At 67.4% G+C, this 24,970-nt stretch carries 23 protein-coding genes; 12 read left to right on the top strand and 11 right to left on the bottom strand.

Annotation, left to right across the window (positions count from 1 at the left end; all coding sequences use genetic code 11):
* Positions 1-28: 28 nt before the first annotated feature.
* From IB268_RS18005 to IB268_RS17990, 4 genes are all read right to left on the bottom strand, one after another.
* The gene (locus IB268_RS18005; RefSeq protein WP_119449023.1) at positions 29-1,114 is read right to left on the bottom strand and encodes a LuxR C-terminal-related transcriptional regulator; all 1,086 of its coding nucleotides are present in this window, start codon (positions 1,112-1,114) and stop codon (positions 29-31) included.
* A gap of 284 nt (positions 1,115-1,398) precedes the next feature.
* On the bottom strand, positions 1,399-2,484 hold the full coding sequence (locus IB268_RS18000) for an ABC transporter substrate-binding protein (protein ID WP_175159585.1): 1,086 nt from the start codon (positions 2,482-2,484) through the stop codon (positions 1,399-1,401).
* Entirely contained in the window at positions 2,474-3,943 is a 1,470-nt protein-coding gene (locus tag IB268_RS17995; protein ID WP_225591409.1) for a sensor histidine kinase, read from the bottom strand. The genes IB268_RS18000 and IB268_RS17995 overlap by 11 nt, the downstream gene beginning before the upstream one ends.
* A complete protein-coding gene (locus IB268_RS17990) occupies positions 3,900-4,607 on the bottom strand; it encodes a response regulator transcription factor (RefSeq protein ID WP_054450369.1) in 708 nt (235 codons plus the stop codon). The genes IB268_RS17995 and IB268_RS17990 overlap by 44 nt, the downstream gene beginning before the upstream one ends.
* Positions 4,608-4,763: 156 nt before the next feature.
* Between IB268_RS17990 and IB268_RS17985 the strand changes: the two genes are divergently transcribed.
* Both IB268_RS17985 and IB268_RS17980 read left to right on the top strand, forming a co-directional pair.
* Entirely contained in the window at positions 4,764-6,104 is a 1,341-nt protein-coding gene (locus IB268_RS17985; RefSeq protein WP_054450371.1) for a CitMHS family transporter, read from the top strand.
* Between the two features lie 38 nt (positions 6,105-6,142).
* The gene (locus IB268_RS17980; protein ID WP_054450373.1) at positions 6,143-6,883 is read left to right on the top strand and encodes an SDR family oxidoreductase; all 741 of its coding nucleotides are present in this window, start codon (positions 6,143-6,145) and stop codon (positions 6,881-6,883) included.
* A gap of 10 nt (positions 6,884-6,893) precedes the next feature.
* On the opposite strand, the gene IB268_RS17975 is transcribed toward IB268_RS17980, so the two are convergent.
* Positions 6,894-7,859 carry a tripartite tricarboxylate transporter substrate binding protein gene (locus IB268_RS17975; protein ID WP_192329877.1) on the bottom strand — a complete coding sequence of 322 codons (966 nt, stop codon included), beginning with the start codon at positions 7,857-7,859 and terminating at the stop codon, positions 6,894-6,896.
* A 41-nt stretch (positions 7,860-7,900) separates the two neighbouring features.
* On the bottom strand, positions 7,901-9,232 hold the full coding sequence (locus IB268_RS17970) for an arylsulfatase (RefSeq protein WP_054450376.1): 1,332 nt from the start codon (positions 9,230-9,232) through the stop codon (positions 7,901-7,903).
* Positions 9,233-9,328: 96 nt separating this feature from the next.
* Here IB268_RS17970 and IB268_RS17965 point away from each other — a divergent pair, with 96 nt between their 5' ends.
* Positions 9,329-10,222, top strand: a complete 894-nt coding sequence (locus IB268_RS17965; RefSeq protein WP_054450378.1) for a LysR family transcriptional regulator — start codon at positions 9,329-9,331, stop codon at positions 10,220-10,222.
* Here the strand turns inward: IB268_RS17965 and IB268_RS17960 are convergent.
* The 5 genes from IB268_RS17960 to IB268_RS17940 are packed head-to-tail and all read right to left on the bottom strand — an operon-like array spanning position 10,219 to position 14,592.
* The gene (locus tag IB268_RS17960; RefSeq protein ID WP_192354584.1) at positions 10,219-11,013 is read right to left on the bottom strand and encodes an SDR family NAD(P)-dependent oxidoreductase; all 795 of its coding nucleotides are present in this window, start codon (positions 11,011-11,013) and stop codon (positions 10,219-10,221) included. The two genes, IB268_RS17965 and IB268_RS17960, sit on opposite strands and share 4 nt — an antisense overlap.
* A complete protein-coding gene (locus tag IB268_RS17955) occupies positions 11,013-11,807 on the bottom strand; it encodes an ABC transporter permease (RefSeq protein WP_054450381.1) in 795 nt (264 codons plus the stop codon). The genes IB268_RS17960 and IB268_RS17955 overlap by 1 nt, the downstream gene beginning before the upstream one ends.
* A complete protein-coding gene (locus tag IB268_RS17950) occupies positions 11,795-12,604 on the bottom strand; it encodes an ABC transporter permease (protein ID WP_054450384.1) in 810 nt (269 codons plus the stop codon). The genes IB268_RS17955 and IB268_RS17950 overlap by 13 nt, the downstream gene beginning before the upstream one ends.
* Positions 12,597-13,520, bottom strand: coding sequence for an NAD(P)-dependent oxidoreductase (locus IB268_RS17945; protein ID WP_054450385.1), 924 nt, complete (start codon positions 13,518-13,520; stop codon positions 12,597-12,599). Before IB268_RS17945 ends, IB268_RS17950 begins: the two co-directional genes overlap by 8 nt.
* A gap of 19 nt (positions 13,521-13,539) precedes the next feature.
* Positions 13,540-14,592, bottom strand: a complete 1,053-nt coding sequence (locus IB268_RS17940; RefSeq protein WP_175181203.1) for a substrate-binding domain-containing protein — start codon at positions 14,590-14,592, stop codon at positions 13,540-13,542.
* Positions 14,593-14,813: 221 nt separating this feature from the next.
* Here IB268_RS17940 and IB268_RS17935 point away from each other — a divergent pair, with 221 nt between their 5' ends.
* The 9 genes from IB268_RS17935 to IB268_RS17895 all read left to right on the top strand — a co-directional run bounded on the left by IB268_RS17935 (position 14,814) and on the right by IB268_RS17895 (position 24,950).
* Positions 14,814-15,866 (top strand): ABC transporter substrate-binding protein, encoded by a 1,053-nt coding sequence (locus IB268_RS17935; protein ID WP_054450387.1) that lies wholly within the window; start codon positions 14,814-14,816, stop codon positions 15,864-15,866.
* Between the two features lie 30 nt (positions 15,867-15,896).
* Positions 15,897-17,210: a histidinol dehydrogenase gene (gene hisD / locus IB268_RS17930; protein WP_054450388.1), complete on the top strand. Its 1,314-nt coding sequence runs from the start codon at positions 15,897-15,899 to the stop codon at positions 17,208-17,210.
* A gap of 7 nt (positions 17,211-17,217) precedes the next feature.
* On the top strand, positions 17,218-17,991 hold the full coding sequence (locus IB268_RS17925; RefSeq protein WP_192354583.1) for an SDR family NAD(P)-dependent oxidoreductase: 774 nt from the start codon (positions 17,218-17,220) through the stop codon (positions 17,989-17,991).
* A gap of 24 nt (positions 17,992-18,015) precedes the next feature.
* On the top strand, positions 18,016-19,005 hold the full coding sequence (locus IB268_RS17920) for an alcohol dehydrogenase catalytic domain-containing protein (protein WP_054450392.1): 990 nt from the start codon (positions 18,016-18,018) through the stop codon (positions 19,003-19,005).
* Between the two features lie 79 nt (positions 19,006-19,084).
* Positions 19,085-19,897, top strand: coding sequence for an ABC transporter permease (locus IB268_RS17915; protein ID WP_192354582.1), 813 nt, complete (start codon positions 19,085-19,087; stop codon positions 19,895-19,897).
* Positions 19,885-20,703 (top strand): ABC transporter permease, encoded by an 819-nt coding sequence (locus IB268_RS17910; RefSeq protein ID WP_054450394.1) that lies wholly within the window; start codon positions 19,885-19,887, stop codon positions 20,701-20,703. The genes IB268_RS17915 and IB268_RS17910 overlap by 13 nt, the downstream gene beginning before the upstream one ends.
* A gap of 68 nt (positions 20,704-20,771) precedes the next feature.
* Positions 20,772-21,854, top strand: a complete 1,083-nt coding sequence (locus tag IB268_RS17905) for an ABC transporter substrate-binding protein (RefSeq protein ID WP_192354581.1) — start codon at positions 20,772-20,774, stop codon at positions 21,852-21,854.
* A gap of 36 nt (positions 21,855-21,890) precedes the next feature.
* Positions 21,891-22,709 carry an ABC transporter ATP-binding protein gene (locus IB268_RS17900; RefSeq protein WP_054450398.1) on the top strand — a complete coding sequence of 273 codons (819 nt, stop codon included), beginning with the start codon at positions 21,891-21,893 and terminating at the stop codon, positions 22,707-22,709.
* Between the two features lie 12 nt (positions 22,710-22,721).
* Positions 22,722-24,950, top strand: coding sequence for a thiamine pyrophosphate-dependent enzyme (locus tag IB268_RS17895; RefSeq protein WP_192354580.1), 2,229 nt, complete (start codon positions 22,722-22,724; stop codon positions 24,948-24,950).
* Positions 24,951-24,970: the final 20 nt, after the last annotated feature.

The raw sequence follows: 24,970 nt of genomic DNA, 5'->3' as shown, positions 1-24,970 counted from the left end.
TTGGGTACGTCATACCGATGGCGCGCGCTCAGAGCAGCGAGGCGAGCCTGACCAGTTCGGACTGGCGATTGCATTCCATCTTGTTGAGCAGGGACGCCACCTGTTTACGCACGGTCAGCACCGAGGCGTGGCGCAGGGTCGCGACTTCCTCCACGCTGTGTCCCATCGCAAGACCGGCCAGCACAGCGGCTTCCGCGTGCGTGATCGAGAACACGGATTCCAGTCTGTCGACGTCCGGTTGGGAGAAGGCGCTTTTTCTGCGCATGCGCACCAGCAGCATGCGGCTGCCGATCAGGCTCAGCGCTTGCGGGGCCGCGCTGATGTCGATCCAGGTCAATTCGCCCCATCCGGCGGCTGCCGCCAGGGACCGCGCCTTGCCGTCGCGCGCGACCGCCTGGCAATACGCGTCGAACAAGGCCTGTATCTTCGCGTCGGGATGGCGCAGCTTGCCGCCGCGCACGTTCCAGCCATGGCCGTCGCTCAGATAGTGCATGGCGAGGGCCGATCTCTTGTCTACCATCGCGTCGTGGCTGACCAGCAGCACGGCTTCGCCGACATCCGAGAGTGCGCTTTCAATGGCTGTCCAACCGATGGCGAGCGCCTTTTCGCGTTGGGCCAACCGGCTTTTCAGCAGGCGGAAGTAATGGGCTACGTCGCCGGACTGAAGCCGTTCGCTGGCCTTGTCGTCCACGGTCGAGCGTTGGAAGGCGATGGCGGCGCGCAGCATGGCGCTGGATTCGATTACCAGGCACAGCACTTGCGCCATCCGGTGCTTGAGCATGAAGTCCGTGTAGAACTCGGAACGCTGCAGCTGCTTGTGGCCGCACATGTTGGCGGTATCCAGCCACGTGCCCACGGGCAGCAGCCGCGAATCCTGTTCGACGATGTCGCAGCTGTAGTAATGGTTGCGGTAGTCCGTGGCGGCGGCTTCGGGAAAGCTGACGGTGGACAGGTCCAGCAGCTTGTGGCGGGCATCGAAGACGATCAAGGTGCCGCTGTCCGCGCCCACCATGTCGCGGGCGGTCAGCAGGATGTCATGCCAGGGCGGATCGGGATCCGCCAGACGGTCCAGGGCTTCGATCGCGCGCCGGACGGCAATCTGGTGTTCGGCCATTTCGTGCCTCCAACTCTGGTTCAGACGCAAACGCTGTCACGTATCACAGATCGTTGTAGAGGTGGCTCCGGCCAGATCGGGGGAGCGCTGCGCGGCGGTGATTTGCCGGCATGGGAGAGGCTGGCCGGCCTGGATTGCCGCGGCGCTGCCACAAGGAAATTATCCTCGCAAAACCCCGGGGCGGATAAAAAAAGTGGGTGCATTGTCCGGACAAAAAGGGTCCGGATTCAGAGGTGGTCTTGGTGTACCGGGTTGTGTATACCAGTGCGGGCGGGGAGATCGCGTCAGTGGTGGGGGCCGCCGGGCGGACGGACCGCCGCGCGCCACAGATCCAGGAAATGCCGCTTCTTGAGTGCATCCAGATACACCAACAGTCCTACGCCCAGCGCCACCGGCCGCACGCCCGCTTCCGGGTTGGCCGATGCGCTCACGGGCCGCATGCCCGATTGCCGCGCGACCATTTCCTGGCCCCGCGGCGACAGCAGATAGTCCAGGAACATCGCGCCCAGATCCGCCCGCGGCGCCTGTCGGGGAATGATGGCGGAGCGCGACAGCATCAACGTGTAGTCCTGCGGATAGACGATGGCCAGCGGCGCGCCCAGGTCGATGCGGTGCCGGGTGTAGGACTCCAGCAGGTTGTAGGCCAGCGTGATCTCGCCGCGTTCGAGCTTGTCCAGCGCGTCTTCGGTGGACGCGTGCACGGCCACGCGGTTGCGGCCCAGTTCGGCCAGCAGCGCGCCAGCCATGCTGTCCAGCCGCGTGTCCTGCGTGGCCGCCAGGTAGCCGATGCCGCTGCCCTCGACGTCGTAAGTGGAGATGGCGCCGGCCAGGGGCTGGTCCGGCGCCTGCAGCAGGGACAGCAGCTCGCGCCGGGTGCGCGGTGCCCTTGCGGACGCGAGCTTGCTGGTGTTGTAGACCATGACGATGGGATCGGTGCCGATGCTGAAGACCTCGTCGCGCCAGTTGGCCCAGGCGGGCAGGGCGCGGGTCTGCGGCGAGATGTGGGGTTGCGCGTAGCCGTCGTTGACCAGTTTGGTCTGCAGGTCCATCGCGCTGCTGATGACGATGTCGGGGCCGGATCTGGTTGCCGGCGCCTGCGTGGCGCGGGAAACCGTCCCGGCATACAGCTCCTGCGTGGACAGCTCGGTGTATTCCAGGCGCAGGCCGGGGTTGAGCCTGCTGAAGTCTTCCAGCACGCCGCGGAACACCTGCACGCTGTTGGAGGCGTGCACGACCAGTACGTTCCTGCTGTCCGCGGGCCCCAGCGTCAGGCCGTCGGCGCTGGTTTCCGCGGCGTTGCCGGCAGCAAAGGGCAGCAGCGCGGTGAGCGCCGCCAGCAGGCGCAGGGGTTTCAGGAGATCAAGCTTCATGGGGGCGGGGCGGCAGCGTGACCACGGCGTCCAGGCCGCCGCCCACGCGGTTGCTCAGGGCCAGCCGGCCCTGATGGATGTCGACCACGCGCTTGATGATGGACAGGCCCAGGCCGGCGCCGGACGCGCGCGGGTTGGGACCGCGCACGAAGCGCTCGAAGGCGGCGTTGGCCAGCGCCGGCGGTATGCCCGGACCCTGGTCGGATACGGATATGCGCCAGCCATCGTCCTCCGGCTCCAGCCGCACGTCGATGTGGCCGTCGTCCGTGGCGCCGTGACGCAGAGCGTTGTCGATAAGGTTCTTGAACGCTTCGCGCAGCATCAGGCTGTCGCCCAGCACGGTGGGCGGATTGCCGGGCGCAGTGGCGGGCAGATGCAGGCGCACGTCGGGCTGGGGATCGGCTTGCGGGACCGTGTCATACACCGCCTGCCGCAGCAGCTCGGCCAGGTCCACCGGCTGGAACTGGCGCACGTTGCTGCGGTGGATGACGCTGGCGTCGCTCAGCAGCTGGTTGACCAGGCGCGAGAGTTTCTCGGCGTTGCGCAGCACGGCCAGCAGGCTGCGGCGCTGTTCGGCGGGATCTTCCTCGTCCAGCGCCACTTCCATCTGTGCGTGCAGCGCGGCCAGCGGCGTGCGCAGCTGATGCGCGGCTTCGGCGATGAAGAGGCGCAGGGTGTCCAGGTTTTCCGACAGGCGCGCCATGAAGCCATCCAGCGAGTGCACCAGCGTGTCGAGTTCCTCCGGCACGGGAGCGGCGATGGGATGCAGGTCCGCCGCGCTGCGGGCGGCCAGTTCGCGCTCGATACGGCGGATCGGCGACAGCGAGCGCAGCAGGCCCCAGTAGGCCAGCGCCAGCGCCGCGGCGGTAAAGCCGATCAGCGCCAGCGTGCCTTGCCACAAGATGCCCGCTGCCAGCGCGTTGCGGGCTTCGCGGGTCTGCGCGACCTGGATGAGGGCGGTCTCGGCATTGCGGGGACCGGCGATCTTGCGTTCCATCCAGGCGATGCGCACCGGCTCGCCCTGGTAGCTGGCGTCGTACAGGCGGGGCGAGTACGCCGGGCCTTCGCTGCCACGGGCGGGCGGCGCTGGCAGGTCCGCATAGCCGGAAATCAGTGCGCCGCCCGCGTCGCCGACACGATAGAACACGCGGTCGCGCGGCGCCTGCTCCAGCAGCGCCAGCGAGGCATAAGGCATGTCCATGCGCCACTCTCCCTGCACCAGCTGCAGGCTGTCGGCGATGGACAGCACCGAGGAACGCAGCAACTGGTCGTAGGTGGTGTCGGCGGTCTGATTGGCGTAGCCGCGCACCAGCAGATACAGCGTGGCCAGGGCGGCGACGAACAGCGCAAGCAGCATGGCCAGCAGGCGGCGCTTGATCGAGAGGCGGCCCTGCGCGGCGGCGGGCGTGGCGGGGTCACTCCCGGCCGGGGCCGGGCGCGGCGGGGCGGTCGTGGTCATCGGTGGCGGTCAGGAGGTAGCCGGTGCCGCGCTGCGTTTCGATGCGCAGCGGCGAGCCTTCGAGCTTGCGGCGCAGCCGGGCGATGTAGACCTCGATGGCGTTGGGCGCGGCATCGTCGTCGAAGGCGAACAGCTTGTTGGCGATTTCGGTCTTGCTGACGGCGCGGTTCATGCCGGCCAGCAGGATTTCCAGCAGGCTGTATTCGCGCTTGGGCAGTTCGATGCGCTGGCCGGCCAGCGTGACCTGGCGCGCGGCGCTGTCGATGACCAGCTCGCCAAAGCGCAGCATGCCGGACGCCTGGGGGCTGGGGCGGCGCAGCAGGGCGCGGCAGCGGGCTTCCAGCTCGCGGAAATCGAAGGGCTTGGCCAGGTAGTCGTCGGCGCCGGTATCCAGGGCGTGGACGCGGTCTTCGATGTCGATGCGGGCGGTCAGCGCCAGCACGGGCGTCTTGCTGCCGCGGTCACGCAGGCGGTGCAGGATGTCGAAGCCCGACATGCGGGGCAGGCCGATGTCCAGAATGACGAGGTCGAAGGTTTCGTATTGCAGCACGCCGTCAGCGCTGAGGCCGTCGTTCTGGCAGTCGACTGCATGGCCGAGACGGCGCAGCCGGCGCACGAGTGCGTCGGCCAGGTCCGCGTCGTCTTCGATCACCAGTATGCGCATAGGGGCGATTGTCGCATGGCTGGACTAGCCCCCCCGCGCCGCACCCGCGTTCAAAAACGACAGGTTGCCGACAGCTTTTATTTCTAGTCTTGCGGTCGCGCATCCCCAGCCGGAGGCGCGTTTACGCATAACAACGACTAGTCGGAGATAACCCTCATGCTTCTGACCCTGCTTGGCTTCGGCATGGTGATCACGTTCATGACGCTGATCATGACCAAGCGCCTGTCGCCGCTGGTGGCGCTGATCCTTGTCCCCATTATTTTCGCCCTGCTGGGCGGATTCGGCTCGGGCATCGACAAGATGATGCTGGACGGCATCCGCAAGATCGCGCCCACCGGCGTGATGCTGATGTTCGCCATCCTGTATTTCGGGGTCATGATCGACGCCGGCCTGTTCGATCCCATCGTGGGCCGCATCCTGCGCGCGGTGAAGGGCGATCCGCTGAAGATCGTGGTGGGCACGACCGTACTGGCGCTGGTGATTTCGCTGGACGGCGACGGTTCGACCACCTACATGATCGTGGTGGCGTCGATGCTGCCGCTGTATCGCCGCCTGAAGATGAACGCGCTGTCCATGACCTGTCTGGCGATGCTGGCCAGCGGCGTCATGAACCTGACGCCCTGGGGCGGCCCGACGGCGCGCGCCGCAAGCGCCTTGCACGTGGACGCGGGCGACATCTTCGTGCCGCTGGTGCCGGTAATGGGCGTGGCCATTGTCGCCATCCTGATCCTGGCGTTCTGCCTGGGCCTGCGTGAACGCCGCCGCCTGGGCGTGCTGTCGCTGCCGGACGGCGCTTCGCTGCACGCCGGCTATGACGAGGACGGTCCCAAGAACCTGCCCGAGATCGAGGTCGACCAGGACCTGCGCCGCCCCAAGCTGCTGTGGGTGAACGCCGGACTGACGCTGGCCCTGATGGTGAGCCTGGTGATGGGCGTGCTGCCGCTGCCGGTGCTGTTCATGATCGCCTTCGCGATCGCGCTGGTCATCAACTATCCGGACCTGGCCGAGCAGCGCCGCCGCGTCGCGCAGCACGCGGGCAATGTGCTGTCGGTGGTGTCGCTGATCTTCGCGGCCGGGATCTTCACCGGCATCCTGTCGGGCACGGGCATGGTCGAGGCGATGTCGCGCAGCCTGCTGGCGGTGATTCCCGACGCCATGGGCCCGTACCTGGCCGGCATTACCGCCCTGGTGAGCCTGCCCTTCACCTTCTTCATGTCCAACGACGCCTTCTACTTCGGCGTGCTGCCCATCCTGAGCGAAGCGGCCCAGGGCTACGGCATTTCGCCGGTCGAGATGGCGCGCGCCTCGCTGATCGGCCAGCCCGTGCACCTGCTGAGCCCGCTGGTGCCTTCGACCTACCTGCTGGTCGGCCTGGCCGGCGTGGACTTCGGCGACCACCAGCGCTATTCGCTCAAGTGGGCCACGATGGTCTGCCTGGTGATGCTGGCCGCGGCGCTGGCGTTCGGCCTGTTCCCGCTGGTCGGCCAGATCGGCTGAGCGGCGGCGCGATACCGTCTTTTCAAAAGGGGAAGTACATGGCTTTGCGCATTGCTTACGTCACCAGCGGAATGGGCCACACGGGCACCGCGATCTGCCAGGCGCTGCACAACGCGGGACACCGCGTGGTGGCAGGCTGCGGGCCGCGCTCCTCGCGCAAGGACCACTGGCTGAAGGAACAGAAATCCCTGGGCTACGACTTCGTCGCCTCCGAGGGCGACGCCACGGATTGGGCCTCGACCGAGGCGGCCTTCGCCAAGGTGCGGCGCGAGGTCGGCGAGATCGACGTGCTGGTGAACAATGCCGGCGCCATGCTGGACATGCGCTTTCGCCAGATGAGCCAGGCGGACTGGTCGGCGGTGCTGCGCAGCAATCTGGACACGCTGTTCAACACCACCAAGCAGGTGGTCGACAGCATGGCGGATCGCGGCTGGGGCCGCATCATCAACATCGGCTCCGTGGCCGCGGAGAAGGGCCAGATCGGCCAGATCAACTACGCCACCGCCAAGGGCGCCGTGATCGGCTTCACCCGTTCGCTGGCCCAGGAAGTCGCGGCCCGCGGCGTGACCGTCAACCTGGCCTCGCCGGGCTTCATTGCCGACGACACCGTGAAGGCGTTCCCGCCGGCGCTGCTGGACCGTATCGTCGAAAGCGTGCCGGTGGGCCGGCTGGGTACTGCCAAGGATCTGGCGGGGCTGTGCGCGTGGCTGGCGTCGGATGAGGCGGCGTTCGTGACGGGAGCCAACTACGCCATCAATGGCGGCGTGTATATGAGTTGAGGGAAGGTCCTCAATTCGCCAGCTTCACCGCCCCGCTATCGATCAGCTTCTGCCACTTGGCGCTGTCCGCCTGGATGAATGACTGCAATTCCTCTCGCGAGCCGCCGCCGGCGATCATGCCGGCGTTGTCCAGGGCGGCCTTGAATTCCGGCGTGGCGACGGCGGCGCGCAGCGCGGCGTTGACCTGGTCCAGCTGCGCGGCGGGGATGTCCTTGCTGGCCGCGACCGAGAACCACTGGGTGGCGGCGTAGCCCTTGAAGCCGGACTCTTCCACCGTGGGGACGTCGGGCAGGCTGTCCAGGCGGTAGGGCGTGGTGACGGCGTAGGCCTTCAGCGTGCCGGCCTTGATCTGCGGCATGACCGGGGCCGAACCCAGGATCGCCAGGGGGATCTGGCCGCCGGCCACGTCGGCCACCGCCTGGCCGCCGCCCTTGTAGGGCACATGCACGATGCGGGTGCCGGCATACTGGTTGAGCAGTTCGCCCGCCAGGTTTTGCGATGTGCCGTTGCCCGAGCTGCCGTAGCTCCATGCTTCGGGCCGCTGGCGGGCATCGGCCAGCACGTCCTGCAGGGATGCCCGGGCATCCTTGGCGGGACCGACAATGACCATGGGGCCTTGGGCCATCAGGATGACGGGCGCCAGTTCGCGACCGATCTCGGGCTGGGGCGTGGGGTAGATCAGCGGGCCGGGCACGGTCAGCAGATAGCCGTCGCTGGCCTTGCTGCGCGCCACCAGCTGCAGGGCAATCGCGCCCGCCGCGCCGGGGCGGTTTTCCACGATAACGTTCAAGCCGCTGCGCCGCGCCAGTTCCTGCGCGGCGATGCGGGTCAGCACGTCGGCGGTGCCGCCCGGAACGAAGCCGATCACCCAGGTGATCTGCTTGCCGGGCCATTCCAGCTTGGCGTCTGCCGCGCCGGCGGTGGCGGTCAGCGCGGCGCCCAGCAGCAGCGCGCAGCAGCGGATAGCGAATTTCATGGTTTCCCCTTTGTGTTTTTTTGCTCAGGCCGCCGCGCGTCTCAGCTCGGATCCGGCTTGCCGGGCGGCGTATTCGGATGCGCGGCGCAGGACTGATTGAAGGACTGCACCATTTTCAGGATGGGCCCCAGTACCCAGGTATTGAAGATGAGGATGTCGCTTTCTTCCTTGGGGTCCTGCTTCAGGTTGAAGAGGTACGGCGACTCCAGTTTTCCCTTGCCTTCGTTGACCTCGGGCTCCCAGTAGAAATGCAGCTTCCAGTCGCGCCATTTGACCGCGCGCAGGTCGTTCTTGATGTAGAACAGGAAGCCCTCGCGCAGCGAGGTCGGGCTGGCGCCGGTGAAGAAGTCGGTCTGGTCTATGCCGTCGATGGGACGGTCCTGCGGCATGGACGCGCCGCCGATGCGCGACAGCGTGGTGTACAGGTCGGTGACGTGCACGATCTCGTTGGAGACCTGGCCGGGTTGGACCTTGCCCGGCCAGCGGATCATGAAGGGCACGCGCAGGCTGCCTTCCATGGCCGTGTGGTAGGTGCCGGTCCAGGGACCGGCGGTGCCGCGGTAGGGCTTGCGGAATTCCGGGCCATTGTCGCTGCAGAAGATGAACACGGTGTCGTCGCGCAGCTTCAGTTCATCCACCGCCTGCACGATCTGGCCGACGCGGTGGTCCATTTCCACCATGGAGTCGGCGAAGTCGCCGGCGCCGGTGCGCCCCGCGAAGTCCGGGTGCGGCAGGGTGGGAAAGTGCAGGTGCACCAGCGGCAGGTACAGGAAGAAGGGGCGGCTGGCCTCTGCATGCTTGCGCATGAAGCCGATGGACCGGTCGACCAGTTCGGCGTCGATGCCGCGGCGGGTCTCCAGATCGTAGACCTTGACGTTTTCCGAGGGCGAGCCGGCCTGGCCCTGCATGATGTGCGGGATGTCGGCGACCGAGGGATCGAAGCCGATGGACGAGGTGAACTGGCTTTCGTCCGTGGTGCGCGGGATGCCATACCACTCGTCGAAGCCGCGATCGGACGGATAGCGGCCGGGGATGTCGCCCAGGTGCCACTTGCCGTAATGCGCCGTGGCGTAGCCCTGGCCGGACAATTGCTGGGCCAGCGTGATTTCGTCGCGCGCCAGGCCTTGTGGCAGGCCGGGAGGGACGGATTGCAGGCAACCGGTGCGGATGGGATGGCGCCCGCTCATCAGCGCGGAGCGCGTGGGCACGCAGTCGCTTTCCACGTTGAAGTTCTGCAGCAGCAGTCCTTCCGAGGCCAGCCGGTCGATGTTGGGGGTGGGCGCGCCGCGCAGCGCGCCGCCGCCGTAGCAGCCCAATTCGCCCCATCCCAGGTTGTCGGCCACGATCAATACGATATTGGGCTTCTTGTCCACGCGCTGCGTCTCCTGTCTGCGGGTTTATCCAGGGATTCTAGGAGCGCAGGCCCGGCTTAATATTCCTGAAGCTAAGTCTATGCATAACCAACGATTATGAATCTGTCCCTGCGCGACATCGAGTACTTCCTGGCCGTGGTGGAACACGGCAACCTGGACCGCGCCGCGGCCGCCTGCGGCGTCAGCCAGCCGGCGCTGTCCAAGTCCCTGCAACGGCTGGAAGCCGATACCGGGCTGGCGTTGCTGGACCGCGGCGGCCGCGGGCTGCGCCTGACCTCGGCGGGCCTGGCGTTCCGCGAGCATGCGCAGCGGCTCTGGGCGGAGTACCGCGACGCCGTGCGCAATGCGATGGAGCTGCGCCTGGGCGAGGCCGGGCTGCTGCGTATCGGCGCGACCGGCGCTACCGTGGACAGCGTGGTGATGCCGGCGCTGCGCCGCCTGCTGCCGCGCCGGCCCGCGCTGCGGGTGCAGCTGACGCAAGGCCAGTCGGACGATCTCAACGAGCAGGTCGCGGGCGGCAGGCTGGACCTTGCGGTGACACCGATCTATGCCGACGTGCCGGGCTCGCTGCATCAGGAATCGATACGCGAGGACGGCCTGTGCGTGGCCGCCAGCCGCAAGCATCCGCTGGCGTCGCGGCGCAAGCTGGCGTTGCGCGACCTGGCAGGCCAACGCTGGATCCTGCCCATGCAGGGGTCGGTGGCGCGCCAGGCGCTGGAGGCCCGCTATGCCGAGGCGGGCCTGGCGCAACCTGCGGCGGCGCTGGAGGTGCAGCATTTTTCCGGGGGCGCGCTGGCGTTGTTGGCGGCCTCGGACCTGCTGGCGCTGATGCCGCATAGTGCGCTGGGTCCAGGCATTGCGGAACTGCCGGTGGCGCTGGGCCGGCCCCTGCGGCGCAGCATGGCGCTGGTTACGCGGCACGGCGCCACCTGGTCGCCGCTGATGCAGGAGTTCCGCGCCGCGGTGCTGGAGGCCACGCCCCGCGCTTAGCCAGCTTGCGGCAAGCCCCCGTAGGGCGCCCATCCAGATCCTGCGATGACGCCGCCGTCGCAGGGGATGGTGGCGCCAGTGATGACCGAGGCCGCCGGCGACAGCAGGAAGAACACCACTTCCGCGATCTCGCGCGGCTGCATCAGGCGGCCCAGCGGCGTGGCGTTCAGGATCGGCGTCATGTCGCGCTCGCCCTGCCGTTCCTTGGGTTTCAGGAAGGGCGTGTCGGTCCAGCCGGGCGCGATGGCGTTGACGCGCAAGCCGCGGCGCGCCCATTGCACCGCGAGGGCTTCGGTCAGGTTGACCACCGCGGCCTTGGCCGGACCGTAGGCCAGTACCGGGCCGGGGCGGAACGACAGCACGGACGCCACGTTGACGACCGCCCCGCGTCCGCGTTCGGCCATCGCGCTGCCGAATACGCGGCAGGCGATATAGGTGCCTTTCAGGTGGGAATCCACCACAAGGGCCCAGGCCTCCACCGGATAGTCTTCGATGGCGGTTGGAACCTGGGCGATACCGGCGCAGTTCACCAGTCCGTTGACCGCGGGTAGGAGGGCGGCAAGCCGTTCCTGAGTGGCCCGCAGTCCGGCCTCGTCCAGCACGTCGCCCGGGGCGGCCACCGCGCGCGGCCCCAGTTCCCGCGCCAGCGTATGCGCGGCTTCCTGGTTGAGGTCAAGGATGGCCGCGTGGCCGCCCGCTTCGATCACCCGCCTGCATACCGCCGCGCCGATGCCGCTTGCGCCGCCCGTGACAATGACCGACAAGGTTGAGTCTGGCGTTGCGTGGTCCATCAACGTCCCCAGCGCGCCTTCAGGCGCTGTTCAAACATGCGCAGCGCAACGTCGATGCAGATGCCGACGATGCCGATGGCGATCATGCCGGCCATGACGATATTGGTGGCGACGTTGAGCTGCCCCTGGACCATCATGTAGCCGATGCCGTTGCCCACCACGATCAGTTCCGCGCCTACCAGCGATTGCCAGCCGATGCCGGCGCTGACGCGCAGGCCGGCCAGGATGGAAGGCAGCGACGCCGGCAGCAGCACTTCGGCCACGATGCGCGGGCCACTGGCGCCCAGCGTGCGCGAGGCTTCCAGCAGTCGCGTGTCGACGAACTTGGCGCCGCGGTAGGCGCTGATCAGGCAGGGCGGAAAGGCGCCGGCGAAGATGATCAGGGTGGGTCCGCCGATGCCGGTGCCGAACCACAGGCCGGCGAACGGCACCCAGGCGATGGGCGCCACGAAGCGCAACGCATCGAAGAACGGACTGACCACGTCGTCCAGCCAGCGGTACCAGCCCATCAGCAGGCCCAGCGGTATGCCTACCGCCGCGGCCAGCAGGAAGCCGCAGGCGAAGCGGTAGAGGCTGGCGCCCAGGTGCGTCCAGAGCGTGGCGCCGGAATAGGGTTCGCTGCTGTACTGTGCGATGGTCTGCAGCACGGTCAGCGGGCCGGGCAGGTAGTTGGGCGGGAACACGCCCGCCACGCTCAGCAGATGCCAGGCCAGGAAGAAGCCGGCCAGCCCCAGGCAGGACAAGCCGAAGGTGAAGGCGGGCGGGTCGCCCGAGGCGCGTGTCAGCGTAGCCATGGCAAGGCCCTCTTTTCGATCCATTCCAGTCCGCGTGTCATCACCGCGCCCAACAGGCCCACCCAGACCATTGCGTACAGGATCATGCCGGGCCGGATGTCCAGTGCCGCGGTGTCCAGCACCTTGCCCAGGCCGATGAAGGCGCCGATGAGTTCGGCTGCCACCAGCGTCATCCACGCGGTCTGCAGCGACAGCCGCAGGCCGGTGAAGATCATGGGCATGGAGCCGGGTATCAGGACCTCGCGCAGCATGCGGACGGGATTGCCCGCGCCGTGCACGCGCGCGGCCTCGATCAGCGTGGGGTCGATGTTGCGCACGCCTGCGTAGGTGTTGATGACGGCAGGTGTGAACGAGGACACCCAGATCAGGAAGATCTTCGCCGGATCCCCCAGGCCCAGCCACAGGATGGCCAGCGGGATCCAGGCCAGTGGCGGAATCGGGCGCAGCAGCGAGAACACCGGCCCGACCAGCGCGTCGATGCGCTTGCTGAATCCCATCAGCAGCCCTAGCGGCACGCCGGTGCCGATCGCGACCAGGAATCCCAGGAATACCAGGCGCAGGCTGTGGCCGATGTGCTGGAACAGCGTGCCGCCGGCATAGCCGGAATCGCGCGAGAGCTGCACCGCGGCCTGCCAGGTGGTGAGCGGGGTGGGAAAGCGCGCGCCATTGACCAGGCCCAGCGCCGACACGATCCACCAGGCGGCAAAGGCGATGGCGACGGCCGCCACGCCCACGGTGATTCGGCGGCGCGATGCGCGCGGCCGCCGCGCGGGCAGGGTTGCGATGTGCTCACTCATGGCCGGACCCCGTCGCCTGGCGGTCCAGATGGGCCACGTCCTCGAGCAGCAGCAGCATGGCGGTACAGTCCTGCTCCTGCCGTCCCCATGATTTGGCCAGCGCGAACATCTCGCGGGCGTAGCCGCCCAGGCCCAGCGGCGCACCCACCGAGGCGGCCAGGTTCATGGCCAGGTTGATGTCCTTGTAGCCCATGCGCATGGGGAAGTCGGGGCTGATGTCGCCCGCCAGCACCTTGCCGGGAAAATTGGTCAGGAGCTGTCCACGCCCCGCAGTGGTGTTGGACAGCACCTTGACGACAGTGGCGCGGTCCAGCCCGAGCTTGGCGGCGAACATCAGCGCTTCGCCCGTCAGTACCATGCCGACCATGGACATGTAGTTGTTGACCAGCTTGAGCCGGATGCCCGAACCGAAAGGGCCCACGTGCACGATCTCGTTGGCCATGGCGGCGAAGATGGGCGCGGCCTGGTCGAAGTCGGCCTGCGCGCCGCCGGCCATGATCAAGGCCTTGCCCTGCGCCGCCTCGCGCGGCGTGCGCCCCACGGGGGCATCCATGCAACGCAGGCCCAGGGCTGCGAGATCGGCGGCGATGCGGTCCGTCTCGACCGCGTCGCCCGTGCTCATTTCAATGACCAGGGCGCCCGGATTCAAGCCCGCCGCCGCGCCATCGGCGCCGAACAAGGCGTCGCGGACGTGGGTCGAGGTGGGCAGCATGGTGATCGCCACGTCGCAGCCGCGGGCGGCGTCCAGTGGCGTGGCGGCCCGCCGGAAGCCGGTGTCGGCCAGGCGCTCCATGGCTGCGGGAACGACGTCGTAGCCTGATACTGCATACCCTTGCGCGGCCAGGTTGCGCAGCATCGCGCTCCCCATGACGCCCAGGCCCAGGAATGCAATGCGGGGTGATTCGATGTGTTCCATGGGGCTTGCTCCGTTGTGGTCAGCGGCCTAGCCGCGCACTGGTGCTGCTGCGCGGCGGCGCGGTGGTGTCGCGGACGATCAATTCCAGTTCGATGCAGACGTTTTCGGGCGGCGTGTCGGCATCGGCGGCCAGCAGGATCTGGGCGGCGCGCTGGCCCAGCTCGAAGGCCGGCACGTTCAGGGTGGTGATGCCGGGCCGGCAATGGGCCGCCATTTCGATATTGTCGAAGCCCGTGATCGAAATCTGCTCGGGCACGCGCAGGTTTTGCCACAGGCATTCCTGCAGCGCCCCATAGGCCAGGATGTCATTGCCGCACATGACCGCGGTGGGCGGCTCGGGCAGGCGCAGCAGGGTGGCCATGGCGCGGCGGGCTTCGGGCACGGTGTAGGGCTTTTCGATGATGTATTGCGGCGGCAGTTCGATGCCGCGGCGCGTCAGGGCGCGCGTGAAGCCGGCGACGCGGTCGGCGGCGCGGTCGTTGTCCTTGGAGATGCCGGCGATCACGCCAAGTCGGCGGTGGCCGATGTCCAGCAGGTAGTCGGCGATGCGCTGCGCAGCCGCGGCGTTGTCCCAGCCCACCATGGGCCAGGAATCGGCGGCGTCGTAATGGCAGGTGGTGACGAAGGGGATGCCCTTGGAGTGCAGCAGTTCGTAGAGTTCCGGGTCGCGGCTACGCCCGACCAGCATCATGGCGTCCACGCCGCGCTCGATCAGCGCGCGCACTTCACCCGCTTCGCGCGCGGGGCTGTAGTTGGTGCTGGCCAGCAGCAGCTGATAGCCGTGTTCGTGGATCGCTTGCTGCATGCCGTCGACCAGCTTGGCGAACAGGGCACTGTCCACCGTGGGGATGATGGCGCCCATGGTCCGGGTCTTGCGGGAAGCGAGCGAACGGGCTGCGCCGTGCGGCACGTAGCCAGCCTCGGCCAGCAGGGCCATGGCGCGCGCGCGCAGGTCGGGCCGCACTTTTTCCGGGTGGTTCAACACCCGCGACAACGTTGCCGACGAGATGCCGCCGGCGGCGGCGATGGACTTCAGGGTGTCCCCGGATAGGGGAGCCGACTTTCGCTTCATGTTTTGAAAGCGCTTTCAGAAATTTGATGGTGTGAATATACAGTTATTGAAACGCGATGGTCTATCTCTAGGGTTTTCTCGGGGTTGAACGAGATTCTTCCGCGCTTATTCTTTGTATGCGCTTTCAAAAAACGAGCCCGAACGCAGATCCGGGCCTGCTATCCGGGGAATGTCGCGGCAGCTCGCGCATGCAGACCGGAATCCACTATCGGAGACTAAGCATGTCGAGAATCCCCCGCATCCTGGGTCTGTGCCTGGCGCCGCTGGGCGCCTTGTTGTTGAGCCCGTCCGTGTCGGCCCAGACGCCGACTCCCATCAAGGTCAGCTACCAGATTGCCTATTGGGCGCTGCCGATCTACATCGCCACGGAAAAGAACTGGTGGGCGGAAGCCGGCCTGAAGCCGGAGTTCGTGGTGTATCCGGCGGGAGCGCAGCAGATTGCCGGCGCCGCATCCAAGTCCTGGGACGTGGGCGGAACGGGGTCGCCGCCCGCGGTGCTGGGCGCGCAGCGCTATGGCATCGTGACCCTCGGCGTCACTAATGACGAATCGACCGCCAACGGCGTGATGGCGCGCAAGGAAAACGCCGCCGCCGTGCGCAGCAACGCGGCCAAGGAAGTGAAGGGCAAACAGATCCTCCTCAGTCCGAACTCGACGGGCGAATACGCCACCATGGCCTGCCTGAAGAAATGGGGCATGCAGCGCAGCGATGTCAGCGTGGTGACGCTGGCCCCGGCGCAGCTGGTGTCCGCCTACACCGGCGGCAACGGCATGCTGGCCGGCACCTGGGCGCCCAATTTCTATACGCTCAACGAACAGATCGGCGCGGAAGTCGTGTGCAGCGGCAAGGACGCGGGCGTGATGATTCCTGGCGCGCTGGTGGCCCGCGGTGAATTCGCCCAGCAGAATCCGGACGCGGTCGCCAAGTTCCTGGCGGTGTACTTGCGGGCTGTCAGCTTCGAGAAGAACAACAAGGCGGAAGCCATGGGCTACCTGCGCAAGCTGTTCCAGGCCAACGGCATCAAGCTCAACGACGGTTACCTGGGACAGGAGCTGGAACGGCCGATCTTCACGCTCGACGAGCAGCTCAAGCTGATGTCGCGCACTGGCGGCAAGTCCACGCTGGACAACGCCTACGAGGCGCTGTCGGGCTACCTGAAGAGCGTGGGCACGCTCACCGAGGTGCCGGACCCCAAGGCCTATATCACGGACGACTACATGAAGCGCGTCGACCAGACCCCGGCGCTCAAGACTTTCGCCAACAAGACCAACTGAGCTTCATCCATTCTTCCGCGAGGCCATACCATGGCAGTAAGCAAGCTCAAGTCCGCGTCCAGGCAGCCCCAGGCCAATGAGGCCGCCGCGCGCGAGGTCGCCGCCGAAATGCTGGCGAACATCAAGTCGGGCGGCGAGGCCGCGGTGCGCGACTACGCCCGGCGGTTGGATAAATGGGAGGGGGACATCCTGGTCGGCGCCACCGAGATGGAACGGCGCACCGCGTCCATTCCCGACGGCATCAAGCGCGACATCGAGTTCGCCGCCGGCCAGGTGCGCAAGTTCGCGCAGGCCCAGATGGCTTCGGTGCGCGAGTTCGAGCTGGAACTCGCGCCGGGCCTGGTCGCAGGCCAGCGCCTGATACCGGTCAACGTGGCGGGCTGCTATGTGCCCACCGGGCGCTACGCGCACATCGCTTCGGCCTACATGAGTATTGCCACCGCCAAGGCGGCCGGCGTGCCCATGGTCATCGCCTGCTCCACGCCGTACCGCGGCGAGGGCATACATCCGCAAGTGCTGTATGCCATGCAGGTGGCGGGCGTGGATGCCGTGATGACGCTGGGGGGCGTGCAGGCGATCGCCGCCATGGCCTATGGCCTGTTCACCGGCAAACCGGCCGATATCATCGTCGGGCCGGGCAACAAGTTCGTGGCGGAAGCCAAGCGCATGCTCTTCGGCAGCGTGGGCATCGACGTGTTCGCCGGGCCTTCGGAGGTCTGCATCATCGCCGACGCGTCGGCGGACCCGGCTATCGTCGCCTCGGATCTGGTCGGGCAGGCCGAGCATGGCCACGAGTCGCCGGCCTGGCTGATCGCCACCGACCGCAAGCTGGCCGAAGCGGTGCTCAAGCAAGTGCCCGAACTGATTGCGGCCCTGCCGCCCACCGCAAGGGACGCGGCCGGCGCCGCCTGGCGCGACTACGGCGAGGTGGTGCTGTGCGATACGCGCGAAGAGGCGGTCGAGGTCTCGGACCGCTACGCCAGCGAACACCTGGAGGTCCATTGCGAAGACCTGGACTGGTGGTTCCGGCATCTGACCTGCTATGGCTCGCTGTTTCTGGGCGAGGAAACCACGGTGGCGTTCGGCGACAAGGCCAGCGGCACCAACCACATCCTGCCCACCAAGGGCGCGGCGCGCTATTCGGGCGGCCTATCCGTGCACAAGTTCATCAAGACCGTCACCTGGCAGCGCATGACGCGCCAGGCCAGCCGTGACACCGCCCAGGTGACGGCGCGGATCTCGCGCCTGGAAGGCATGGAAGCGCATGCGCGCACGGCTGACGACCGCCTGGCCAAGTACTTCCCCAAAGAGTCCTTCGAACTGGGCGAACCCGTGCGGGAGTAAAGCCATCATGCAGAATGACATGTCCCGCCTGTTCGACCTCGACGGCCGCGTCGCGCTGGTAAGCGGCGGCAGTTCCGGCATAGGCCGGGCCATTGGCCTGGCGCTGGCGCGGGCCGGCGCCAGCGTGGTGCTGGTGGCGCGGCGCGAGCACGAGCTGGCTTGCGCCGCCAGCGAATTCGAAGCGCAAGGCCTGCGTGCGCGCGCGTTGCCCTGCGATCTGGCTGACCGTGATGCGTTGCGCGACTTTGCCGACCGCGCGGCGCAACCTTTCGGCGCGCCCGACATCCTGGTCAATGCCTCGGGCATCAACGTGCGCAAGTCCTTCGAGGACACGGCTGACGAGGATTGGGACCGCTCGCTGGCGATCAACCTGACCGCACCGTTCCTGTTGACCCGCGCGCTGGCGCCGGCCATGCGCGAACGCGGCTGGGGCCGCATCATCAACATTACCTCGCTGCAGTGCGTGCGCGCCTTTCCCGACAGCGCGCCCTATGGCGCGTCCAAGGGCGGCCTGATGCAGCTGACCCGAGCCATCGCCGAGTACTGGTCGCGCCACGGAGTCACCTGCAACGCGATCGCGCCGGGCTTCTTCGAGACGCCGCTGACCGCGCCCGTGATGAGCGACCCGGCCCGCGTGCAGGCCCTGGCGGGCAGCACCATGATCGGCCGCAATGGCCGACTGGAGGACCTGCACGGCGCGGCAGTGTTCCTGGCGAGCGAGGCGTCGGCCTACATAACCGGGCAGACCCTGTTCATCGACGGCGGCTTTTCGGCCCGCTGACCGGCATCTCCATGGAGCCTCGCCATGAAAGCCCTTGTCTACACCGCGCCCGGCCAGCTGACCTTCCGCGATGAACCCGATCCCGCGCCAGCGGATGGCGATGCGCTGCTGCGCATCGAGGCCGTGGGCATCTGCGGCTCGGACATGCATGCCTACCATGGGCATGATCCCCGCCGCAATCCGCCGCTGATCCTGGGCCACGAGTTCGTCGGCACGCTGGTGGGCGGCAGCCGCGCCGGCCAGCGGGTCACCGGCAATCCGCTGATCCACTGCGGCCAGTGCGATTTCTGCGTGCAGGGCCGCAACAATCTCTGCCGCAACCGCGGCATGGTGGGCATGACGCGTCCCGGCGCCTTCGCCGAGTTCATGGCCATACCCGAACGCTGCCTGATATCCGTGCCGCAGGACATGCCGGCCGCCGCGGCCGCGCTGACCGAACCCGCGGCCACGGCCTTGCACGGCGTGGCGCTGGCGCAGCGGGCGTTGTTCCGGCCGTTGGCCGAAGCCCGCGCACTGGTCGTGGGCGGCGGCGCCATAGGCCTCCTGACGGCGCTGCTGCTGCGCAGCCAGGGCTGCCGCGTCAGCTTGGCGGAGACCAATCCCTTGCGGCGCGCTTCGGCGCAGCAGCACGCGGGCTGCACGGCCTTCGATCCGCGCGAGGCGGCACCCGAACCGGGCGCATATGAACTGGTGGTGGACGCGGTAGGCGGCAAGCTCACGCGCGCCGCGGCGCTGGCCGCGGTGCAGCCGGGCGGCGTCATGCTGCACATCGGCCTGCAGGACTGGGCCAGCGAGATCGACATGCGGCGGCTGACGCTGGAGGAGATCACCCTCATCGGCGCCTATACCTACACCAGCGCGGATCTGCGCGCCACGGTGGACGCGCTGCATCGCGGCGTCTTCGGCGACCTGTCCTGGATCGAGGAGCGCGAACTGGGCGCGGGCGCGCGGGCTTTCTCTGACCTCGATGGCGGACGCGCGGCGTCGGCAAAGATCGTGCTGAGGACGCATTGACATGGCCCGCCATCCTCTTTCCCCGCCCGTCGTCGGGGGCGTACCGGCCGCCCTGGCCCTGCTCGATCGGAGTGCCGCCATGACCGTCGCCAGGGCTCCCGCCCCTCCACCCGCGCCGGTGCGTCGACGCCTGTCCCTGCGCTGGCTGGTCAGCGGCGCGTCGGTCGCGGCGCTGCTCCTGGCCTGGTACCTGGCCACCGGCCCTTTGGAATTGTTGAGTCCGGTGCAGCTGCCGTCGCCCAGCGATGCCTGGGACGCACTACTGGAGATCGCAGGGGACGGCTATGCCGACGGCACGCTGTGGCAGCACATCGTGGCCAGCACCGGACTGGTGCTGTACGGGTTCGCAGCGGCGGCGCTGACGGGCGTGCCGCTGGGGATCCTCATGGGGCAGAACCGGCTGGTCGAGGCCTACGTCAATCCGGTGTTCCAGATCGTCCGTCCCATTGCGCCCATCGCCTGGATTCCGCTGACCATCCTGTGGTTCGGGCTGGGCACCAGCGCCAAGGTCTTCGTCATCTGGCTGGCAGCTTTCGCGCCGACCGTGATCAATACCTACACCGGCGTGCGCAACATCGACGACACGCTGCTCCAGGCAGCGCGCGTCAATGGCGCGGCGGGCCGCCTGATGCTGCTGGACGTCATCGTTCCAGGCGCGTTGCCCGCCATCTTCACGGGTCTGAGGACCTCGTTGCAGGCTTGCTGGATGGTGCTGGTGGCGGCCGAGCTGGTCGGCTCCTTCGTCGGCCTGGGCCACGTGCTGATCATCGCCACCCGCGACCTGAACTCGGGAATGATCGTGGTGGCCATGGCCGCCGTGGCCGGCATGGGCATGCTGATGTCGGCCCTGCTGGCGCAGGTCGAACGCAAGGTGATGCCATGGAAAGCCTGAACCGCGCCGGCCCGTCGCGCGCGCACGCCCTCGTGTCGCGCCGCGTGCTCGAACGCTGGCTGATGCCGGCGCTGGGCATCGCCACCTTGTTCGGCGGCTGGGCATTGCTGTCCGGGCTGGGCCTGGTATCGCCGGCCTTCCTGCCTGGACCGCTGACGGTGCTGCGCAGCATGGCCGAGCACACGCGCGAACCCTATGCGGGCTCGGTGCTGCAGATGCATCTGCTGGCCAGCCTGGAGAAATTCCTGATCAGCTTCTCCATCGCGGTCCTGCTTGGTGTCCCGCTGGGCTTGTTCATGGGGCGTTTCAAGGCGCTGGATTGGGCGGTGACGCCGGTGTTCGAAGCCTTCCGCTTCATTCCCCCAATCGCCTGGGTGCCGTTCGCGATCTTCTGGTTCGGCACGGGCTTCCTGTCGCCCACCCTGGTGATATTCGCCGGCGCCTTCGCGCCCTGTGTACTGAACGCCTATCGCGGCGCCAGGCAGATCGACCGCGCCTTGATCGAGGCCGGCCAGATGCTGGGGGCTGGGCGCTGGGCGACGTTGACGGAAATTCTGCTGCCGGCCGCATTGGCGCACATCGTCGCTGGCATCCGCGTCGGCGCGGGGTTCGGCTGGCAGTCCTTGATCGGCGCGGAACTGATCGTGGGTTCGACCGGACTGGGCTACATGATCGTGCAGGGCGGCAGCAATCTGGAACCCGCCATCGTGATCAGCGGAATGATCACCATCGGCCTGATAGGCGCGGGCATCGACTACGGCATGCGCGCCTTGCAGCGCAGGGTGCAGCGCGACTGGTCGCGCTGACCCGGGAAAAAAGGAGGGAGTACAGGCAGGCAGTGCAGGCAGCGTCATTTCATACTGGAGAGAGACAGATGAAACACTACAAAGGCCTCAAGGCCTTGGCAGCGCTCGTGATCGGGTGCTGGCTGGGGGGACCCGGACAGGCGACGGCCCAGGCCGCGCCGGCGGGCGAGGAACTGTTCACCATCCGCATCGGGCAGCAGCCACAGCGGTGGGCGCTGGAGTGGTACATCGCCAGCGAGAAGGGGTGGTGGAAGGAGGTGGGACTGAAGCCTGAGATCTCGACCTTTGCTTCCGGCGCGGTCGAAATCGCGGCGGGCGCGTCTGGTTCATGGGACGTGGGCGGGGCGGGCAATATTCCGTCGCTGCTGGGCGCGTCGAAGTACGGCCTGCAGACCATAGGCATCGCCGACGGCGAGGCCGCCATCATCACGCTGATGGCCACCAAGGACCGGGCGGATGAGTACCTCAAGAACCCGGCGCTGCTCAAGGGCAAGACCATTCCAGTCACCAGCAACTCCACGGGTCAGTGGGGCGCGGCGCAATGCCTGTCACAGAAGTTCGGCCTCAAGCCCGACGACTACCGCTTCGTGAACCTGTCGCCGCCCGACATCAATGCCGCGGTAATGAGCGGCAAGTACGACATTTCCTCGGTGTGGGCGCCCAACACCTACATCCTGGAAGAGGCCATAGGCGCAAAGGTGATCTGTACTGGCGCCGAGCTGAAAATGCCTATCCACAGCTACCTGTTCACGACGCCGGCCTTCGCCAAGAAGCATCCCGACAAGGTCGCCCGCTTCCTGGCGGTTTACCTGCGCGCGGTGGCCTGGCAGCGCGCGCATCCCGAGGAGGCCAAGGCGTATCTGAAAGCCTTTTTCGGCAGCGTGGGCGTGAAGTTCCCCGACAAGTACCTGGCGCAGGAATTGCGCGACCGTCCGGCTTTCGACCTGGCGGAGCAGACCAAGCTGTTCGCGCCGGGCCCCGGCGGGTCCTCGGAGATCGTGGAGTGGTGGAACAGCGTGGGGGAATTCATGGTGTCCGTGGGCGTGGTCAAGAAGATCCCTGATCCCAAGACCATGGTCACGGGCAAGTATCTGCAGATGATCCAGGACGATCCCAAACTCAGGGCTTTCGTCGCCGATGTCGCCAGGTAAGCCGGCGGCCGCGGCTCTCAACAAAGGAACGCAAGCATGAGTCAGATTACTTTCGAGCGGGTGCAGCGCACTTTCAGCCGGGGCGGGGAAAGCTTCCTGGCCCTGGACGACGTGAGTTTCGAGGTGGGCGAGAGGGAGTTCGTTTCCATCGTCGGACCGTCTGGCTGCGGCAAGACCACGCTGATGCGCATGGCAGCCGGCCTGGAGTTTCCCTCGGCCGGCAGCGTGCGGGTGGGTGGCAAGGAAGTCGAGGAACCGGGACCGGACCGCGCCGTCGTGTTCCAGCAGTTTGCGCTGTTTCCCTGGAAGACCGTGACCGAGAACATCGGCTTCGGCTTGAAGTGCAAGGGCGCCTCGCGCGAGGCGCGGGCGCGGACCGTGGCGCGCTACATCGAACTGATGGGCCTGGCGGGCTACGAGCAGGCCTATCCGCACCAGCTGTCCGGCGGGATGCAGCAGCGCGTGGCCATCGCCCGCAGCTACGCGCTGGATCCCGACGTGCTGCTGATGGACGAGCCCTTCGGCGCGCTGGACGCCCAGACCCGCGTGGTCATGCAGGAAGAACTGGTCAAGTTGTCCCGCCTCAATCCGCGCACCGTGCTGTTCATCACCCACAGCGTGGAAGAAGCGGTGTATCTGTCCGACCGCGTGGTGGTGCTGACTGGCCGCCCGGGACAGATCAAGGAAATCATCAACGTGGCCGACGTGCGCAAGCGCGAGGACTGGGACAGCATGGAGCGGATCGAGGACGTGATGGACATGGAGGCATTCGTGCACCTGCGCACGCACATCTGGAAGCTGCTGCGGGCGCAGGAAACCGAACCGCTGGATGCCGCCCTGGCCGCGGCTCACTGAAGGGAAGCGTAGATGAAGCACATCAATGAAGGCGCGGCGCCTGCCGCGAAACCCTCGCGGCTTGCCGCCCTGCACACCGACACGCCGTGGTGGCGGCTTACCGCCACCGCCGCGGATGCGGGGGCCATCGCGCCGCGCGAGATGGTCCGCATGCTGGAGCAGTTGATACTGATCCGGCGCTTCGAAGAGAAGCTGCTGAAGCTCAGCGTGGCCGGCATCCTGCATGGTCCGGCGCATTCCAGCATCGGCCAGGACGGCGGCGCTGTGGGCGCCATGTCGGCGCTGGAGTCGGCCGACAAGATCAACGGCACCCACCGCATGCACCACCAGTTTCTTGCCAAGGCGCTGAACCACGCCACACCGGCGGACTATTCGCCGTTGGACTCGGAAACGCTGGATTCGCACCGTGAGGTGGTCTACCGGACCTATGCCGAGATCCTGGGCCTGACGCCTGGCTATTGCGGCGGCCGTGGCGGTTCCATGCATCTGCGCTATCCCGAGGCCGGCATCTATGGGTCCAACGCCATCGTGGGCGGCAATCCGTCGCATGCGGTGGGTTACGCCTTTGCCGACAAGCTGCGCGGCCGCGACCATGTGTCGGTGGCCTTCTTCGGCGACGGCGCCATGCAGAGCGGGGCGGCCTACGAGGCCATGAACCTTGCGGCGCTCTACAACACGCCCACTATTTTCTTCGTGGAAAACAACCTGTACGCCGTGTCCACCCACGTGTCGGAACAGACCCGCGAAACCCGCTTGTCGGCGCGCGGCCTGTCCCTGGGCGTGCCGGCGATAGAATTCGACGGCATGGACGTGGTCGCTGCGCGCCTGGCCATGCAGGAAGCCCGGGCCATCATCCGCCGCGACGGCGGGCCGGTGCTGCTGGAGGCGCAGACCTACCGCTACCTGCACCAGTCGGGCGCGCTGAAGGGCAGCGCCTTCCGCTACCGCGACAAGGACGAGGAAGAAGCCTGGGGCGCGCGCGATCCCATTTCGACGTTTCCCGAGCAGCTGAAGTCGCTGGGCCTGATCGACGATGCCGGCATCGCCCGCCTGGAGCGCCGCGCGGAAGAACTGATAGACGGCGCGCTAGGGCGGCTGCTGGAGCACTACGGCGACGAGGCGGCGCAACGCATCCGGCCCGAACTGTGGCCGGACCCGGCCAGCGTGGACAGCGGCATCCGCGGCAACCTGGGCGAACTCGCCGGTCAGCGCGCCATCGAGCTGGAGGAGCAGACGCCAGCGAGTCTGGCGGACGCCAAGTTCCAGGACGTGATTTCGCGCGCCATGCTGCTGAACATGCAGCGCGACGACGGCATCTTCATCCTGGGGGAGGATGTGCATCGCCTGAAAGGCGGCACGGCTGGCGCTACCAAGGACATCGGCGACCATTTTCCGGAACGCCTCATCGGCACGCCCATCTGCGAGAACGGCTTCACCGGCCTGGCGCTGGGCGCGGCGTTGAACGGCATGCGGCCGGTGGTGGAGATCATGTACCCCGACTTCGCGCTGGTGGCGGCGGATCAGCTGTTCAACCAGATCGCCAAGGTGCGCCACATGTTCGGCGGCAAATTCGCGGTGCCGGTGCTGGTGCGCAGCCGGGTCACGGCGGGCACCGGCTACGGTTCGCAGCATTCCATGGACGCCAGTGGCCTGTTTGCCCAGTATCCAGGGTGGCGCATCCTGGCGCCGTCGCGTCCCTACGATTACATCGGCCTGCTCAATGCCGCGCTGCGCTGCGACGATCCGGTCCTGATGGTGGAATACAACGACCTGTTCAAGACGGTGGGCAAGGTGCCGGCCGAGGACTGGGACTACATCGTGCCCATCGGCCGGGCTCGGGTGGCGCGTGAGGGCACGCGCTGCACCATCCTGACCTATGGCGTCATGGTCGAGGTCTGCTGCCAGGCGGCGGAGCGCACGGGCATCGATGCCCAGGTGATAGACCTGCGCACGCTGGATCCGCTGGGCATCGATTGGGACACCATCGCGGCCGGCGTCATGCGTACGCAGGCGCTGATGATCGTGGAGCAGACTACCCGCGGCACCTCGATCGGCTCGCGGGTCGCGAGCGAGGCGCAGTCGAGGCTGTTCGACTGGCTGGACCACGAGATCGTGCACGTCACGGGCGCCAATTCCTCGCCCGTGGTCTCCAAGGTGCTGGAGCGCGCCGCGCTGGCGGACGCGCAGGCCGTGGAGACGGCCCTGAAATCCATGGACAGCCGCCGCGGCGGCGCCCGCTGAACCGGACGCCATCGGAGAGA

It is taken from the genome of Achromobacter sp. ACM01, assembly GCF_014851745.1.
In the GTDB taxonomy this organism is placed as follows: Bacteria; Pseudomonadota; Gammaproteobacteria; order Burkholderiales; family Burkholderiaceae_B; genus Achromobacter; species Achromobacter aegrifaciens.
Note: the sequence above shows the minus strand (reverse complement) of the source record. Positions and strands in the feature narration are given on the sequence as shown.